Source organism: Mycobacterium sp. GA-1199 (assembly GCF_001500045.1).
Taxonomy (GTDB): Bacteria; Actinomycetota; Actinomycetes; order Mycobacteriales; family Mycobacteriaceae; genus Mycobacterium.
Genome location: NZ_LQIX01000056.1, coordinates 41303 through 56196, shown reverse-complemented (window position 1 = coordinate 56196; position 14894 = coordinate 41303). Strand labels below are relative to the sequence as shown.

General features: G+C 66.7%; 14 protein-coding genes and 1 pseudogene. 3 read left to right on the top strand and 12 right to left on the bottom strand.

The window, feature by feature from the left end:
• Genes AU198_RS24890 through adh form a run of 3 tightly spaced genes read right to left on the bottom strand, consistent with a single transcriptional unit; the run spans position 1 to position 2420 of the window.
• Positions 1-279, bottom strand: coding sequence for a putative holin (locus AU198_RS24890; RefSeq protein ID WP_064351265.1), 279 nt, complete (start codon positions 277-279; stop codon positions 1-3).
• Between the two features lie 36 nt (positions 280-315).
• Complete coding sequence (locus AU198_RS24885) at positions 316-852, bottom strand: DUF779 domain-containing protein (protein ID WP_064351392.1); 537 nt, start codon at positions 850-852, stop codon at positions 316-318.
• Positions 853-896: 44 nt separating this feature from the next.
• Positions 897-2420 (bottom strand): aldehyde dehydrogenase, encoded by a 1524-nt coding sequence (adh, locus tag AU198_RS24880; RefSeq protein WP_064351264.1) that lies wholly within the window; start codon positions 2418-2420, stop codon positions 897-899.
• Between the two features lie 255 nt (positions 2421-2675).
• Here adh and AU198_RS24875 point away from each other — a divergent pair, with 255 nt between their 5' ends.
• Positions 2676-4682 (top strand): prolyl oligopeptidase family serine peptidase, encoded by a 2007-nt coding sequence (locus AU198_RS24875; protein ID WP_064351263.1) that lies wholly within the window; start codon positions 2676-2678, stop codon positions 4680-4682.
• On the opposite strand, the gene AU198_RS24870 is transcribed toward AU198_RS24875, so the two are convergent.
• Complete coding sequence (locus AU198_RS24870) at positions 4675-5931, bottom strand: Dyp-type peroxidase (RefSeq protein ID WP_064351262.1); 1257 nt, start codon at positions 5929-5931, stop codon at positions 4675-4677. The genes AU198_RS24875 and AU198_RS24870 overlap by 8 nt on opposite strands.
• The gene (locus tag AU198_RS24865; RefSeq protein ID WP_064351261.1) at positions 5928-6860 is read right to left on the bottom strand and encodes an EfeM/EfeO family lipoprotein; all 933 of its coding nucleotides are present in this window, start codon (positions 6858-6860) and stop codon (positions 5928-5930) included. The genes AU198_RS24870 and AU198_RS24865 overlap by 4 nt, the downstream gene beginning before the upstream one ends.
• Before the next feature lie 108 nt (positions 6861-6968).
• On the opposite strand from AU198_RS24865, the pseudogene AU198_RS26960 reads away from it, so the two are divergent.
• Positions 6969-7358, top strand: a pseudogene (locus tag AU198_RS26960) (sensor domain-containing protein); the annotation flags it as partial.
• Here AU198_RS26960 and AU198_RS24860 read toward each other — a convergent pair.
• Positions 7335-8702 (bottom strand): cytochrome P450, encoded by a 1368-nt coding sequence (locus tag AU198_RS24860; protein WP_082691194.1) that lies wholly within the window; start codon positions 8700-8702, stop codon positions 7335-7337. The pseudogene AU198_RS26960 and the gene AU198_RS24860 overlap by 24 nt on opposite strands.
• A 77-nt stretch (positions 8703-8779) precedes the next feature.
• Here AU198_RS24860 and AU198_RS24855 point away from each other — a divergent pair, with 77 nt between their 5' ends.
• The gene (locus AU198_RS24855) at positions 8780-9694 is read left to right on the top strand and encodes a crotonase/enoyl-CoA hydratase family protein (RefSeq protein ID WP_064351260.1); all 915 of its coding nucleotides are present in this window, start codon (positions 8780-8782) and stop codon (positions 9692-9694) included.
• Here AU198_RS24855 and AU198_RS24850 read toward each other — a convergent pair.
• From AU198_RS24850 to AU198_RS24825, 6 genes are all read right to left on the bottom strand, one after another.
• Complete coding sequence (locus AU198_RS24850; RefSeq protein ID WP_064351259.1) at positions 9674-10663, bottom strand: DUF2889 domain-containing protein; 990 nt, start codon at positions 10661-10663, stop codon at positions 9674-9676. The two genes, AU198_RS24855 and AU198_RS24850, sit on opposite strands and share 21 nt — an antisense overlap.
• A gap of 28 nt (positions 10664-10691) precedes the next feature.
• Complete coding sequence (locus tag AU198_RS24845; RefSeq protein WP_064351391.1) at positions 10692-11537, bottom strand: hypothetical protein; 846 nt, start codon at positions 11535-11537, stop codon at positions 10692-10694.
• 92 nt (positions 11538-11629) lie between these two features.
• The gene (locus AU198_RS24840) at positions 11630-13147 is read right to left on the bottom strand and encodes an aldehyde dehydrogenase family protein (protein ID WP_064351258.1); all 1518 of its coding nucleotides are present in this window, start codon (positions 13145-13147) and stop codon (positions 11630-11632) included.
• Positions 13148-13200: 53 nt separating this feature from the next.
• On the bottom strand, positions 13201-13794 hold the full coding sequence (locus AU198_RS24835; RefSeq protein ID WP_064351257.1) for a TetR family transcriptional regulator: 594 nt from the start codon (positions 13792-13794) through the stop codon (positions 13201-13203).
• Positions 13795-13819: 25 nt separating this feature from the next.
• A complete protein-coding gene (locus tag AU198_RS24830; protein WP_082691193.1) occupies positions 13820-14380 on the bottom strand; it encodes a phosphatase PAP2 family protein in 561 nt (186 codons plus the stop codon).
• Positions 14377-14892, bottom strand: a complete 516-nt coding sequence (locus AU198_RS24825) for a mycothiol transferase (RefSeq protein ID WP_064351256.1) — start codon at positions 14890-14892, stop codon at positions 14377-14379. The genes AU198_RS24830 and AU198_RS24825 overlap by 4 nt, the downstream gene beginning before the upstream one ends.
• Positions 14893-14894: the final 2 nt, after the last annotated feature.

Sequence of the window (14894 nt, the reverse complement as noted above, 5' to 3'; positions counted from 1 at the left end):
TCAGGCACCGTGCACCGCCTGGATCGCGACCAGCACGCCGAACCAGCCGGGCGCGACGCCGAGCAGGAAGGCGCCGGCAGTCGTCACCCACCGCCGACCCGACACCAGGATCGCCAGCATGCCGAGCGCGGCGGGTACGCCGACGACGAGCGCGACGACGACGTCAGGGCGGATGGGGGCGTCGACCACCAGCGTGGCGGCGACCCCCAGGATCAGCCCCACTGCCGTACCGACCAGCAACGCGCTGGTCAGCACCCATGCACGGGGAAGCGGTATCACGCCTGAAAGGCTACGCGGACAGCGCCTTCGACCCGCTCACCCGCCCGGCGCGTCAGGTATCGGACAGGCATCGATTGGGTCACCGGCGATGTGCGATACAGACGGCGGCGGTCGAATACCCCGCGCAAATTCCGCCCCGGTCACAGGCGGCGTGGCGGCCAGTGCCTGCGTCTCTGCCTCGGTGAACGCCCGGCCTCGGCTCAGGAAGCGCACTCCTTCCGGCGCTTCGACGCTGAAGCCAGCGCCGCGGCCTTCGACGACGTCGATCACGAGTTGGGTGTGCTTCCACGCCTCGAACTGCGAGCCGGAGATCCACACCGGCACCCCGCCGCCGACGTCGAGGATTGCGAGCAGCACGTCGCGGTCACCCACGATGAACTCGCCGTCGGGATAGCACATCGGCGACGACCCGTCGCAGCATCCGCCGGACTGGTGGAACATCAGCGCGCCGTGCTTGTCCTGCAACTTGGCCAACAACTCGGCGGCGGCCGTGGTGATCAACGCCCGCGGCGGCTGTCGCGCCGACTCCTGTGGCGCCGAATGCGCCGAACGTGGGTTACCCGCACGTGAAATTTCAGTTTGATGTGCGGGTAACCCACGTTCGCGCGGGGGCATGATCAGAAGAAGCCCTGCGCCTTGTTGCTGTAGGACACCAGCAGGTTCTTCGTCTGCTGGTAGTGGTCGAGCATCATCCTGTGGTTCTCGCGGCCGATGCCGGACTGCTTGTAACCGCCGAACGCCGCGTGCGCCGGATAGGCGTGGTAGCAGTTCGTCCACACCCGGCCGGCCTTGATGTCACGACCGGCGCGGTAGGCGGTGTTGCCGTCGCGACTCCACACGCCGGCACCCAGCCCGTACAGGGTGTCGTTGGCGATGGAGATCGCGTCGTCGTAATCGGTGAACGAGGTCACCGCCACGACGGGCCCGAAGATCTCCTCCTGGAAGATCCGCATCTTGTTGTTGCCCTCGAAGATCGTCGGCTGGACGTAGTAACCGCCGGACAGGTCGCCGCCGAGTTCGGCGCGCTCGCCACCGGTGACGACGCGGGCGCCTTCGTCTTTTCCGATCGCGATGTAGGACAACACCTTCTCGAGCTGGTCGTTGGAGGCCTGCGATCCGATCATGGTCTCGGTATCCAGCGGATCGCCCTGCCGCACGGCCTTGGTGCGGATCGCGGCCAACTCCAGGAACTCGTCGTAGATGTCGGCCTGGATCAGGCTGCGCGAGGGACATGTGCACACCTCGCCCTGATTGAGGGCGAACATCGTGAACCCTTCGAGCGCCTTGTCCTGGTAGTCGTCAGCGGCCGCCATCACGTCGGAGAAGAAGATGTTGGGGCTCTTGCCGCCGAGCTCGAGCGTGACGGGGATCAGGTTCTGCGAGGCATACTGCATGATCAGTCTGCCGGTGGTGGTCTCTCCGGTGAACGCGATCTTGGCGATGCGGTTGCTCGACGCCAGCGGCTTGCCCGCCTCGAACCCGAACCCGTTGACGACGTTGAGCACACCCGCGGGCAGCAGGTCGCCGATCAAGCTCATCAGATACAGGATCGAAGCCGGCGTCTGCTCGGCCGGTTTGAGCACGACGGCGTTGCCGGCGGCCAACGCGGGCGCCAGCTTCCACGTCGCCATCAGGATCGGGAAGTTCCACGGGATGATCTGCCCGACCACGCCGAGCGGTTCGTGGAAGTGGTAGGCGACGGTGTCGTCGTCGATCTGGCTCAGCGAACCCTCCTGCGCCCGGATCGCTCCGGCGAAGTAGCGAAAGTGGTCGACGGCCAGCGGCAGGTCGGCGTTCAGTGTCTCGCGGATGGGTTTGCCGTTGTCCCACGACTCCGCGAGTGCCAGGGACTCGAGGTTGGCCTCGATGCGGTCGGCGATCTTGTTGAGGATGACGGCGCGCTCTGAAGCGGCTGTTTTGCCCCATGCGGTGGCCGCGCCGTGGGCCGCGTCCAGCGCCGCCTCGATATCGGTTTCGTTGGATCGGGGCACCTCGCAGAACGATTGGCCCGTCACCGGCGTCGGGTTCTCGAAGTACTCACCGGAGGCCGGCGGCACCCATTCTCCCCCGATGAAATTGCCATAGCGCGACTCGAACGACATCAGGGCATCGGCGGCACCCGGGCGGGCGTAAACGGTCATCGTGTCCTCCTCATTGAGACATCTGGCGAGACTCGTGACAGCCGGGCGCCGTCGGGGACGGCGACGGGTCCAGCGCCGTCGGTCTTTCGCATCATGGCCGATTGTGCTCGCGATCACATCGGTGCGCCAGCATGCCCGTGCCGGGCCTCGCGACCTCCACATTGTCGCGGGGATCGGCGTCACGTCGGGATCCACACGGCCGTCACACCCGGCACGGGAACACCGGCTGAATCGGTCGGGCACCGGACCGCGACAATGGGTCGCGTGGATGAGGACCCCTATCTGTGGCTCGAGGACATCACCGGTGACGACGCGCTGAACTGGGTGCGCAAGCACAACGAGCCGACGATCGCGCGCTTCGGCGGTGAGCGCTTCGAGCAGATGCGACGCGAGGCGCTGGAGGTACTCGACACCGACGCGCGCATCCCCTATGTCCGCAGGCGGGGTGAGCATCTGTACAACTTCTGGCGCGACGCGGACCACCCGCGAGGCCTGTGGCGGCGCACGACGCTGGACAGCTACCACAGCGAGCAGCCGGAGTGGGACGTCCTGATCGATGTCGACGCGCTCGCCGACGAAGACGACGAGAACTGGGTGTGGGCCGGAGCCGACGTGCTCGAGCCCGACTTCTCCCTCGCGCTCGTCGAACTGTCCCGCGGTGGCGCCGATGCCACCGTCGTTCGCGAATTCGACATGGACACACGGCAGTTCGTCACAGACGGCTTTGTGCTTCCCGAGGCCAAGTCGAGCGTCACCTGGCAGGACCGCGATACCGTGCTGGTGGGCACCGACTTCGGACCGGGCTCGTTGACCGACTCCGGTTATCCCCGCATCGTGAAACGCTGGCGGCGCGGCCAACCGCTCGCCGATGCGCAGACCCTGTTCGAGGGGGAGGTCGCCGACGTCAGCGTGGGTTGCGGCTACGACGCGACGCCGGGGTTCGAGCGGTTGCTGATCACGCGATCGTTCGACTTCTTCAACCGCGAGCGTTACGAGTTGCGCGGTGAAACGCTGATGCCCATCGACGTGCCCACCGACGCCGGGATCTCCGTGCACCGCGAGTGGCTGTTGGTCCGGCCGCGCACAGACTGGACGGTGGGGTCGACGACGTATCGCGCCGGCTCCCTGCTTGCCGCGAAATACCTCGAATACCTTGATGGCGCAAGGAATCTGCAGGTGGTATTCGAGCCCGACGAGCACTGCAGCCTCGAGGACTACGCGTGGACGCGTGACCGCCTGATCCTCGTCACCCTCGTCGATGTGGTCAGCCACGTCGAGGTGGTGACGCCCGGAGCCTGGCAGCGAGCCGAGATTCCGGGGATACCGCCCAACACCAACACGGTGCTGGTCGACGCCGACGAATACGGCGACGAGATCTTCGTCGATTCCAGCGGTTTCGACACCCCGTCGCGGCTGTTGTGGGGCGTGGCCGGTGGCGCCGTCGCGGAGGTCAAGCGCGCACCGTCGTTCTTCGACGCGGCCGACCTGCAGGTGGAGCAGTTCTTCGTCGCCTCCGACGACGGCACCATGATCCCCTATTTCGTTGTGGGCCACCGCTACAACCAAGCACCGGGCCCCACACTGTTGGGCGGATACGGCGGCTTCGAGGTGGCCAACACGCCAAGCTACGCCGGTGTGTTGGGCCGACTGTGGTTGAGCCGTGGTGGCACGTACGTGTTGGCGAACATCCGCGGTGGAGGCGAGTACGGGCCGACGTGGCACACGCAGGCGATGCGTGAGAACCGGCACCTCGTCTACGAGGACTTCGCCGCTGTCGCACGCGATCTGGTCGCGCGCGGGATCACCACCGTCGAGCAACTCGGTGCGCAGGGCGGAAGCAATGGCGGCCTGTTGATGGGCGTGATGCTGACGCGGTACCCGGACCTGTTCGGCGCATTGGTGTGCAGTGTGCCGCTACTCGACATGCGACGGTTCCATCTTCTGCTCGCAGGCGCCTCCTGGATGGCTGAGTACGGCGATCCCGATGATCCCGACGATTGGGAGTTCATCTCGAAATACTCGCCCTATCAGAATATTTCGGCAGACCGCGGGTACCCGCCCGTTCTCATCACCACGTCGACTCGCGACGACCGTGTACATCCCGGACACGCCCGAAAGATGACGGCGGCCCTGGAGGATGTGGGCCATCCGGTCTACTACTACGAGAACATCGAGGGCGGTCACGCGGGCGCGGCCGACAACGCCCAGACCGCGTTCCGTTCGGCGTTGATCTACGAGTTCCTGTGGTCGGTGCTCAGCTGACCAGCTGATCGCCGAGGAACCGGTCGGGTCCGGTGACTCCCGGCAGGATGAAGAAGAAGCCTCCGCCCACCGGAAGGATGTACTCCTCTAGCGGTTCGCCGGCGAGGCGGCGCTGGACGGTCAAAAAGCCCTTTTCCAGGCTGCGCTGGTAGGCGATGAAGGCCAGGCCCTGGTCCAGTCGGCCCGCGCCGTCGAAGCCCCGCGAGTAGTTGAATCCCCTTCGCAGGATCAGGTTCTCCTCCGTCTCCGGCGTTCGGGGGTTCGCCAACCGGATATGGGCGGTGAGCGGAATTCGCTTGCCATCCGGATCTTCTGGATAGTCGGGATCGGTGAACTCGCCGCTGAGTCCGAGTGGTGCGCCGCTGACCTTGCTGCGCCCGATCAGCGCCTCCTGCTCGACGAGCTGAGTGCGGTCCCAGAACTCGACGAACATGCGGATGATGCGGATCGCCTGATACGAGCCGCCGACTGCCCACTCCGGTTCGCCGTCCTGCGGGCCGACCCAGACGTGACGGTCCATGACGGTGCCGTCGTCGACGTCGAGGTTTGACGTCCCATCCTTGAAGCCCAACAAGTTTCGCGGCGTCGCCGCCTCCGACGCCCGCCCGGCGCCGATGCCCCGGGCATAGCCGTCGATCATCCACCGCATCACCAGATCGCTGCGCGTGCGTCGCATCAGCTGGCGCAGCGCGAAGATGACGGTGTCGCTGTGCCCCGCCTCGATGACGATCGACAGATCACCGTGCGACAGTTTGGGATCCAGCCGGTCATTGGCCAGAAACGGCATCGTGACCAGTTCCCTGGGCTTGCGATCCGCCAGCCCGAACCGGTCGTCGAACAGCGACGCGCCCACCCCGACCACGACCGACAGGTTGTCGGCGGGAGGCTGCTCGCCGAGGATGCCGGAGTCGACGGGCGGGTACTCCGGGTCGCGCACTTCCGGGGGTCTGCCCGCCATCAGCGCTCGGATCTCTTCGGTGAGTTCCCGGAGGGTGCGCTTGAGGCCGTCGCGATCCTTCGACAGCACGTTGAACGAGGCGATCAGACCCTGTTCGGGGATGGGCAGTGCGGTGATGCCGGTCTGGTGGGTTCCCTCGAACGGGACCAGCGCACCCGCGGGCGCAGCCGGCGGAGCGTCGTCCTGTTTCGAGCACCCGGCGAGGGCCGCACCGGCACCCACCGCGGCACCCGTGCCCAGCGCGCCGGTGATGAAGCCCCGGCGCGACAGACCCGAGCGGCCTTCCGTCACTTCAGTTTCAGCACTCCCGACACCTGCGACAGGTTCTCCGACAGCCCGGCGAGTTCGGCCTTGAGCTTGTCGATGACGTCGGGTGTCACGGTGACCTCGGGGCAACGCGGCGACGGGTAGGGGTCGTTCTCGGTGCAGAACAACACCCAGCCGTCACCGCGACGCAGCGGACGCATCGTGTCGAACACCGAGTTGAGTCCCGCTTCGATCTTACCCAGCAGCGCCGGATCGGCTTGTACCAGAGCAGCACTCAACGTGTTGACGGCGTCGCGCGAGCCCTGAATGTTGGCGTCGAAGTCCCACAGATCGGTCTTGGAGTAGCGGTCCTCCTCGCCGGTGATCTTGCCTTCGGACACCTCTTCGATCAGCTCCGCCGCACCGTTGGACACATCGATCGGCTTTACCTCGACCGCGGGGAACTGCGCCTTCAGGTCGGCGACGTCCTTGTCGAGTTGGTCGGCGAACGGTGCCCCGCCTTCGGCGGTGTTCTTCTCGAACAGCAGGTACTCGAGGCGGTGCCATCCGGTGAACTTCGGGTCGTCGACACCCGCGAAGTCGTCCACGCGGGCGTCTATCTTGCCGTCGATCTCCTCGACGAGGCCGGCGATGGGCTCGATGCGTTCCCACGGGAGGCGGGACGGCGCGTACGCGTCCTGGGCTGCCTTGAGGTCTCCTGCGCGCACGGCATCGGTGAAGACCTTGACCACGCGCTGAAGTTCGTCGATGTTGCTCTGTGCGTAGGCCTTGTAGTCGGCCGCGGCTTTGTCGAGGATCGCGGGATCGACCGCGGGAGCGGCGCTGGTGGTCTCGGCCGCGGTTTCAGCGGCAGATGTCGTATCACTGCCGGAAGACGAGCTCTCGTTCGAGCATCCGGACAAGATCAGGCCGACGACGGCGATGGGGGTTGCCCACGCAAGATACCGGTTCATTAGCACCTCGAAGTTAGGAGAGGCTGAACATAGCACTTCTGGCTGGTCAGAGGCGAGGCAAGCCTAAATCGGGGGCGGTTCCAGGTTCCTGGCGAGGGGCCTCGTCCCGTGCGGCGCGACAAACCTGCGGTCGGTGGGCCCGAAAAGGTCCACGAGATAACGCCGCTGGTTGGGAGTGTCACCGACTTGCGTGACACCTTTGTCGGGACCGAGATACCGGAAGAACAGTGCGCCGGGGTCAGCGCTCCGGTTGAGAAGAGAACGTACGGGACCGAGCCAGTGAGCGCCGTTGCATGGGCGACGCAGCCTGACGCCACCCTCGGTGTTGTAGCCCTCTCGTCGGAACAAGAAGCTCGTGCTCTGTTCGACTCGTTTGTCAACGTCTGGCAGCAATGCGAGGGAACGATTCTCAAGGACGACGGTACCGGCACTTTCAGATACGACATCAGCCGGGTGGCCGCCACAGATAGTGGCCTATCGAGCGTCGTCGTGGTGTCCAATTCCTGGAACAACACGACGAGCACCATCGAGCGCACGCTCGGTTTCGCCGGCGATTGCATGACTCGCCCGCTTGACCCCGAACTCCAACGTCAACTGGTTCAACGTCATTGGCAGCGGTCGCTCGGGCACGGGGTTCGGTTCCGACGTCAGGTCGATCTCCAATGCAGAGAGCACCTGCGCCAGCAGCGCGCTCGTCACCAGCAGAACGAGATTGCGGCCTGGGCACTCCGCCGGCCCCGCCGAGAACGGCACCAGCTGTGGATAGTTCTGCACCGTCCCGTCGAGCCAGATCTGCGGTGAGAACGAATGCGCGAACGGCAGCAGTTCGTCGTCGCGGTGGAAGGCCGGCGTGACGATCATCAGTCCCGCACCTTTTGCAATGGTCGACCCGTCAGCCCACCGGGTGTCTTCGGTTGTGTCACGCAGGATCGTCGGCGTGGTCGGCCACAACCGCACCGACTCGAGTACGCAGGCGCGAAGATAGGGCCGCACCGCAACCCGGTCGGGTTCTGCTGCGTCCTCGACCGCGAGCGCCCGCTCGCTCGGATGCGTGGCCAACAGCGCCATCGCCCTCACCGCGGCCATACCTGCGGCGTCGAACGCGAAGATCCACTGCGGCATCTGACCGACCGGATCCACCGCTCCACTCGACGGTGTCTGGGCGACGACGGCTGCGAGGCTTCCCGGCTCAGGGTCTTCGACGTAGCGATACAGTCCCTCAAGGAATTTCGCGCGTGCGCGATAGTGCTGCAGCGACAGGAACGACCAGTTGCCCGCCTTCCGCAATCGCATCAGCGCGTCGGTGATCAGCTCGTCGTCTCGCGCGCGGTCGCCGAGCACCAGTCGGCGCACGATGCGCCACCACGTCGTCATGAACCGCTCTGAATCCAGGTTTACGCGGGCGGGGGCGTCTGCGACCAGCTCGCGCGCTTCCTCGGCGACGACGCGCGTGAACGCCTCCGCGAGACGGTGCACTTCGGCTCCGCTGTCGAGCGCGGCGTCATTGAATTCACGGCGCTGCTGGCGGATCGGTCCCTGCGAGATCAGCACGCCATGCGGCTGAAACCACTGCAGCGCCTTACGCTTCTCGGCGTTCGCGGGGTGAAACGGTGTGGGCGCTTCGGCGAGCACCCTTCCCACATCCTCCGGGTCAAGGATCACCACGATGCGCCGACGCGGAAGTACCAATTCCACGGGCCCACGCCCGAATTCGCGTCGCAACCGTTGTATGCGCTGCACCGCACGAGAGTCGGCCTGCGCGGCTTCCAGGGCCCGGATGACCGGTCGGCGCCGGGAAATGACCCCGGCCGCGATGGATGCCGCACCGAGGTCGAGCAGCATCGTGGCAGCACGAGCGCCGGTCACTCGTTTCGTCACTGCCCTCGTTTACCCGGCGCCTACTCTGCCAAACTTGGGCCATGACGCCGCCAGAATCCGGGCCGCAGTTCGACACCTTGCTGTATTCCGCCGAACCACCCGTCGCCACCATCACCCTCAACCGACCCGACCACCTCAACACCATCGTCCCGCCGATGCCGGACGAGATCGAGAAGGCCATCGGTGTTGCCGAGCGGGATCCCGCCGTCAAGGTGATCGTGCTGCGCGGTGCTGGGCGCGCGTTCTCCGGCGGCTACGACTTCGGCGGCGGCTTCACGCACTGGGGCGAAGCGATGAACACCGGCGGCCGCTGGGATCCGGGTAAGGACTTCGCCATGGTCAGTGGCCGCGAAACCGGTCCCACGCAAAAGTTCATGGCGATCTGGCGGGCGTCCAAGCCGGTGATTGCGCAGGTGCACGGCTGGTGTGTGGGCGGTGCGAGCGACTACGCGCTGTGCGCCGACATCGTGATCGCCAGCGACGACGCGGTCATCGGCACCCCGTATGCCCGCATGTGGGGCGCCTACCTCACCGGCATGTGGCTGTACCGGCTGAGCCTGGCGAAGGTGAAGTGGCACTCGTTGACCGGTGAGCCGCTGACCGGAAAGGAGGCCGCCGCAGTCGAACTCATCAACGAGTCGGTGCCGTTCGAGAACCTCGAGGCCCGCGTCAAGGAGATCGCGCTGAAGCTGGCCGCGATTCCGCTGTCGCAACTTCAAGCGCAGAAGCTGATCGTCAACCAGGCGTACGAGAACATGGGACTGGCCTCAACCCAGACACTCGGCGGCATCCTCGATGGGTTGATGCGCAATACGCCCGATGCGCTGGCATTCATCGAAACCGCTGCGGCACAGGGTGTTCGATCCGCTGTCGAGCACCGCGACGGCCCATGGGGCGATTACAGCCAGGCACCGCCGGAGAAGCGACCCGACCCGTCACACGTCATCGAGCCCTGAGCGCAGCTCGAACAGCGCCTCGAGGTCGCCGATCGCGCGCAGCGTGTCGTTGAGATGGGTGCATGTGCTGGTGCCGACGAACTCCGCCCGGACCCGGTCGCGAACCTCGACCAGCCGCATCCCCTGCGCCCGTTGCGCGCTCCCGATCGCGCCCGGGCATTCCTGCCACGGCAGCACGCGGACGTTCGCGCTGATCGCGGTGATGGTTCTCGTCGCCTCATCGACAGCACCGGTGATCGTGTATTCGTGCACGATCGTCTCGATCCCGTCACCGTCGACATGGGAGTCGCGGAAGTGGGCGTCAAAGCGGGCCGAGCCCTGCTCGGGCGCCAGCAGGTCGAGTCGACGCAACCGCCGCATGCCGTGTGCGCGAAGGGGTTCGGCGGCGTGCATGCCATCGATGTCGATCGGCGGGGCCTGCGGCCCGTGCACCGAGGGGATGGTGCCGAGGCGTCGCGCGTAGCCCACGAGCGATGCCTCGGGCGCGAAACCTGCACAGATACCGGCCATGCGATCGGCGGTGCCGGGCGGCAACTTCTCCTCGGCACCGGCGACGATCGCCGCGTGCTGCAGCGCATAACCCGAGACCAGCGCCGCACCGACCCAGTCGTCGAGCAGCAGGTGCAGCAGGCTCGATCGCCGGACCTCCTCCCCCAGCAGTTCACCGACCGTGGACCGAAAGCCGGGACCGACCCGCTCACCGATGAGGTGGTCGAGCCGGTCGTCGCCGGGAACGGCCGCGATCTTCGCGATGGTGCGGTCGGCCAGGTGGGCGCGCACAGCGATCTCGTCGAGCACGTCCAGCCCACCGCGCCGGACGACGTCACGAGCCCTCAGGTCGACGTCGGAATCAGCGGCGCCATCGGGATGGGTGTCAATGGTGCTGGTCCGCCGCAGGGCGCCCGCCTCCAACGGTGGCCACGTCGTGACGGGGCGCTGCGGGCCCACGATGTCGGTGACGAACGGCATGGCTCGACGGTAGCAATGCCGAGGTGGGCTAAGCGTCGCGTCGCCGCAACCCGCCGAGCATCGCCACGAGCACGCCGAACACCACCAGCACTCCACCTGCGGCCAATGTCAGGTTCAGCCAGTGGTGCAGGCTGTCCTCGGCGTGGGCCACCATCACGTCGGCTACCACTCGGATGTCCCCGGACAATCGGTTCAGCGCGTCGTTGACAGAGCGACGCGCCACCTCCAGGCCCGCCCACCCGGCGGCACCCACCAGGAGCGCCGAAACACCCAGGGCGGCAAGGGCTCTGCCCCGACTACGGTCGGCCGCGAGCGTCAACAGTGCGAACACCCCGGTGAGGATCGTCGCGCCGACGCTGACCCACGGGCCCCACGTCGACGCCCACTTCAGCTGACCGGGTCGCCAGTCCTCCGAGATCGTGACGGGGACCGGCAGAGACTCAGGGGTGGCGACGCCGACGTTGCCCAGCGTCTTTCGGAACGACTCGTCGGCGAGCATCGGGCCGAGGTCGAGAATCCACTCGTCGGTGCCCTCGACCTGCTGGGCCGCCTCGGTGAACATCCAGCGGTGACCGACGGTGTTGGCCAGGGCGAATTGTTCGGGGAACGTCGGATTGGCGGTGTAGGCCGAGGCGATCCCGCCGATGATGCCGCTGTCGACGTCGTAGCCGTTGTCACCCATATACGACGAGACTTCGGTGGCCAGGATCCGCGCCATCGCCTTCTGCAGTTGCGGGTCTTTGGCGGCCGACTCCGCCAGCGCGGCGTATCCGCCCTCGTCGACGACATTGCGCTGTGCCCACATGGTCGGGACGGCGACGGCCAGCAACGCCGTCGTGACGAGCCACAAGAAGACCGTCACCACCACGCGCACGCGCATCCTCCTACCCGAAACTGCGGTTTCTGACACGAACCGCGAGTAATCGCCTCAGAAACCGTAGCCTCGACGCGATGGCGCGACGGTGGCTACTTGGCGGCGCGCTTCGGGGTGATCAGCGCCAGCTTCGTCATCAACGTGTTCATCCGCTTCAGCGCCTTGGGCGAATTGTTGTAGTAGTTGCCCCCCGCACCGACGTTCGTACGCGGTGCGACCACGACCTCCTGGCGGCAATACTTGCGTAGGCCCTCCGCCCCGCCGAACCGGGCGCCCAGACCCGAGGTCTTCCATCCGCCCATCGGCGCCGTCGTGCACATCAGGTTCGAGATGACGTCGTTGATGTTGACGGCACCGCAATCGAGTTCGACCGCGACGTCGTTGGCCCGCTCGATGTCCTTGGAGAACACCGCGGCGCTCAACCCGTACGGGCTGTCGTTGGCCAGGCGGATGGCCTCGTCCACACTGGCGACCTTCATGATCGGCAGCGTCGGCCCGAACGTCTCCTCTGTCATGCAGAGCATCGAATGGTCGACGTCGACGAGCACCGTGGGCGGATAGAAGCTGCCTTCGCCTTCGGGCCGCTTACCGCCGGTCAACGCGCGTGCTCCCTTGGCCAGCGCATCGTCGACGTGCCGAGCGGCGACGGCGACCTGCGACTCGTCGATCATCGAACCGAAGTCGAAGCCTTCGCCTGCACCCATCTTGAGCTTCTCGACGTCGCGCACCACCGCGGCGACGAACTCGTCGTAGACGGATTCGAGCACGTACACCCGCTCCACCGACACACACGTCTGCCCGGCGTTGAAGAACGCACCCCACACGGCGGCATGCGCGGCCAAATCGATGTCGGCGTCCTCGAGCACGATCATCGGGTCCTTGCCGCCGAGTTCGAGGCTGACCGGGGTGAGCCGACGAGCGGCGCGCTCCATGACCTTCGCACCCGTGGCGCTGGAGCCGGTGAACTGGATGAAGTCGGCGTTGTCGATGACGGCCTCGGACACCTCGCGGGCGCCTTGCGCCAACGCCAGCACCTCTGGCGCGCCCGAGTCCAGCCAGCCGCGCAGCAGCAGCTCGGCCGTCAGCGGCGTGCGCTCCGACGGTTTGAGCAGGACCGCGCAGCCTGCCGCCAGCGCACCGATGGCGTCCATCAGCGCGTTGGCCACCGGATAGTTCCACGGCGCGATGATCCCCACGACGGGGCGGGGGCGGTAGTGCACCTCGATCTTCTTGATCGATAGGAACGGAAGCGGCGCGGGACGTTTCTCGGGCGCCAACGCCTTGTCCATGGTCTTGATGTAGTACGACGCGATCATGATCAGCAGCGGCACTTCCTGCGCCGCGTCGACGGCCGACTTGCCGGTCTCCTTGATCAGCAGCGACTCGATCTCCTCGCGGTGATCGCCGAGCCAGACGGCGTAGCGGGCCAGCACCTTGGCCCGGCCCTTGGCGCCGCGGGCCTCCCACTGGCGCTGCGCCTCGCGCAGGCCGGCCGCGATGCGCGGCACGTCGGCGGGGTCGGTCCATCGCACGGTGCCCGCGACAGCGCCGGTCGCGGGATTGCGGATGGTGCTGGTGTCGGGCAGCTCAACGTCGGACGTCGCAGTCATGACCCCATGCTAACCGCCGTGTGTGATCTAGATCGCACGGGGGTTGACAGGTGTCAAGTTTGCGAGCGTCTGTTCATGATCCGGTCGAGCGCCTGCAGGCTGTCCGAGATCGGGTCACCGGGTAGCGGGGTGCCGTGAGATGCGCCGATCAGCACGCCGACGATCGCCCCGGCCAGCACGCGCCGCTCGAGGGGGTCGGTCGGCGCGCCACGACGTTTGGTCAGCGCCTCTTCGATCAGGCCGATCAACCGGACATATTCGGCGTAGAGCAGACCGGCGACCTCGGGCACGGTGTACATCAGCTGCTGTCCGATGATCGCCTCTTCGCGCTGCTCGGCGGTCAGCGAGTTGAACGTGGTCTCGACGGCGTGCCGGTAGGCGTCGATGACCGACATGTCCGCGGGCGCGGCGACGAACGCGTCGATGATCGGCGGGATGTGATCGTCGGAGATCAGCACCGCTTCTTTGGTCGGGAAGTAGCGGGAGAAGGTTCGCGGCGAGATGTCGGCGGCAGCGGAGATCTGCTCGACGGTGGTGGCCTGGTAGCCCCGCTCCTGGATCAGCCGAAACGCTTCACGCCGGATCGTCGCGCGGGTTCGAAGCTTCTTTCGCTCGCGCAAGCCCAAAGGCTTATCAGACAACGCCATCACCTAATTGTTGCATCGCGTCGAGTTAGCCAGGTGAGGCCGCCGAGGGATCGCGCGCCCCGCTGTGGTCGCGCCGGGCGATGATCGCTCCGGCCCACACGACTGCCCAGCCGAGCAGAACGCCGCCGACCACGTCGGTGAAGTAGTGGAAGGTGACGGCGACTCCGAGCATCGCCAGCGCCACAGCGAGAACCGCGGTCACCACGACCCACCAGGCCGCACCGGCCACCAGAACGGCCAGCCCCCACACGATGGTCGTCGCGGTGAGATGTCCACTCGGATAGGCGAGCCCGCCTCCCTTCTCCCGGCCGAAGATCGGTTTGAGCACCCGGACGGCGGCGATTCCGACCATCGGCGCGACGACCGTCATCGACGCCAGCCACCACCGGCGTTGCAGGCAGGCCGCGACCAGCACCACGACAGCCACAGCGAACAGGACGCGGGCATCGGCGATCACGGCCAGGCGCCGCAGCGGCGTGTGGCCCAAACCCTGGAACCACGCGTCGACCGGCGTCGAGGATTTGCCGACGACCCAGCCGAGCAGCAGCATCGCCACCAGCGCCAGCGCCGGCCACCTCCGGGTCACGTGATGCCGCGGATGTAGGCCGCCTGGCCGAGGTGTTGGGCGCCGTCGTCGATGATGCTCACCAATCGCACGCTCGCCGTCACCGGTGGGTCCCAGTTCTCGTCGACGACGCGGCTCAGTTCTTCGGAGGTGACCGACGCGATGTACTCCAGCGTCGCCTTGTGCACGGCGTGCGCGTAGCCCGCGAGCAGATCCGCAGGGGCGCGGACGCGGCCCACCTCCTCGGGGCTGTGCCCGTAACCCATGTCTTCGCGGGGCAGCTCGAGCCCGAACCGGTCGACCCACCCGTCGCGCAACCAGACCTGCTCGGTGCCCGCGAGGTCGGCGAGCTGAACGTCCTGTTGACGGGCGCTGTGCCACACCAGCCACGCGATGCTGTTGGCGGTGGGCGTTGGACGGAAGAACGCGGTCTCGTCGGTCAGCCCGTCGGTGAGGTTCTCCACGTGCTCGCTGAGCCGTGTGAACGCGTCGCGCAGAATCTCACGGGCCACAGCCACGTCTGAGTCAGCCATGG

What these genes read in the sequence shown, in the direction of transcription:
- AU198_RS24850 (WP_064351259.1), bottom strand. Translation starts at nt 10,663, where the DNA reads ATGCCGTTCGTCACCGACATCGTGGGCCCGCAGCGCCCCGTCACGACG.
- AU198_RS24825 (WP_064351256.1), bottom strand. Translation starts at nt 14,892, where the DNA reads ATGGCTGACTCAGACGTGGCTGTGGCCCGTGAGATTCTGCGCGACGCG.
- AU198_RS24835 (WP_064351257.1), bottom strand. Translation starts at nt 13,794, where the DNA reads ATGGCGTTGTCTGATAAGCCTTTGGGCTTGCGCGAGCGAAAGAAGCTT.
- AU198_RS24875 (WP_064351263.1), top strand. Translation starts at nt 2,676, where the DNA reads ATGGGTCGCGTGGATGAGGACCCCTATCTGTGGCTCGAGGACATCACC.
- AU198_RS24860 (WP_082691194.1), bottom strand. Translation starts at nt 8,702, where the DNA reads ATGCTGCTCGACCTCGGTGCGGCATCCATCGCGGCCGGGGTCATTTCC.
- adh (WP_064351264.1), bottom strand. Translation starts at nt 2,420, where the DNA reads ATGACCGTTTACGCCCGCCCGGGTGCCGCCGATGCCCTGATGTCGTTC.
- AU198_RS24840 (WP_064351258.1), bottom strand. Translation starts at nt 13,147, where the DNA reads ATGACTGCGACGTCCGACGTTGAGCTGCCCGACACCAGCACCATCCGC.
- AU198_RS24855 (WP_064351260.1), top strand. Translation starts at nt 8,780, where the DNA reads ATGACGCCGCCAGAATCCGGGCCGCAGTTCGACACCTTGCTGTATTCC.
- AU198_RS24865 (WP_064351261.1), bottom strand. Translation starts at nt 6,860, where the DNA reads ATGAACCGGTATCTTGCGTGGGCAACCCCCATCGCCGTCGTCGGCCTG.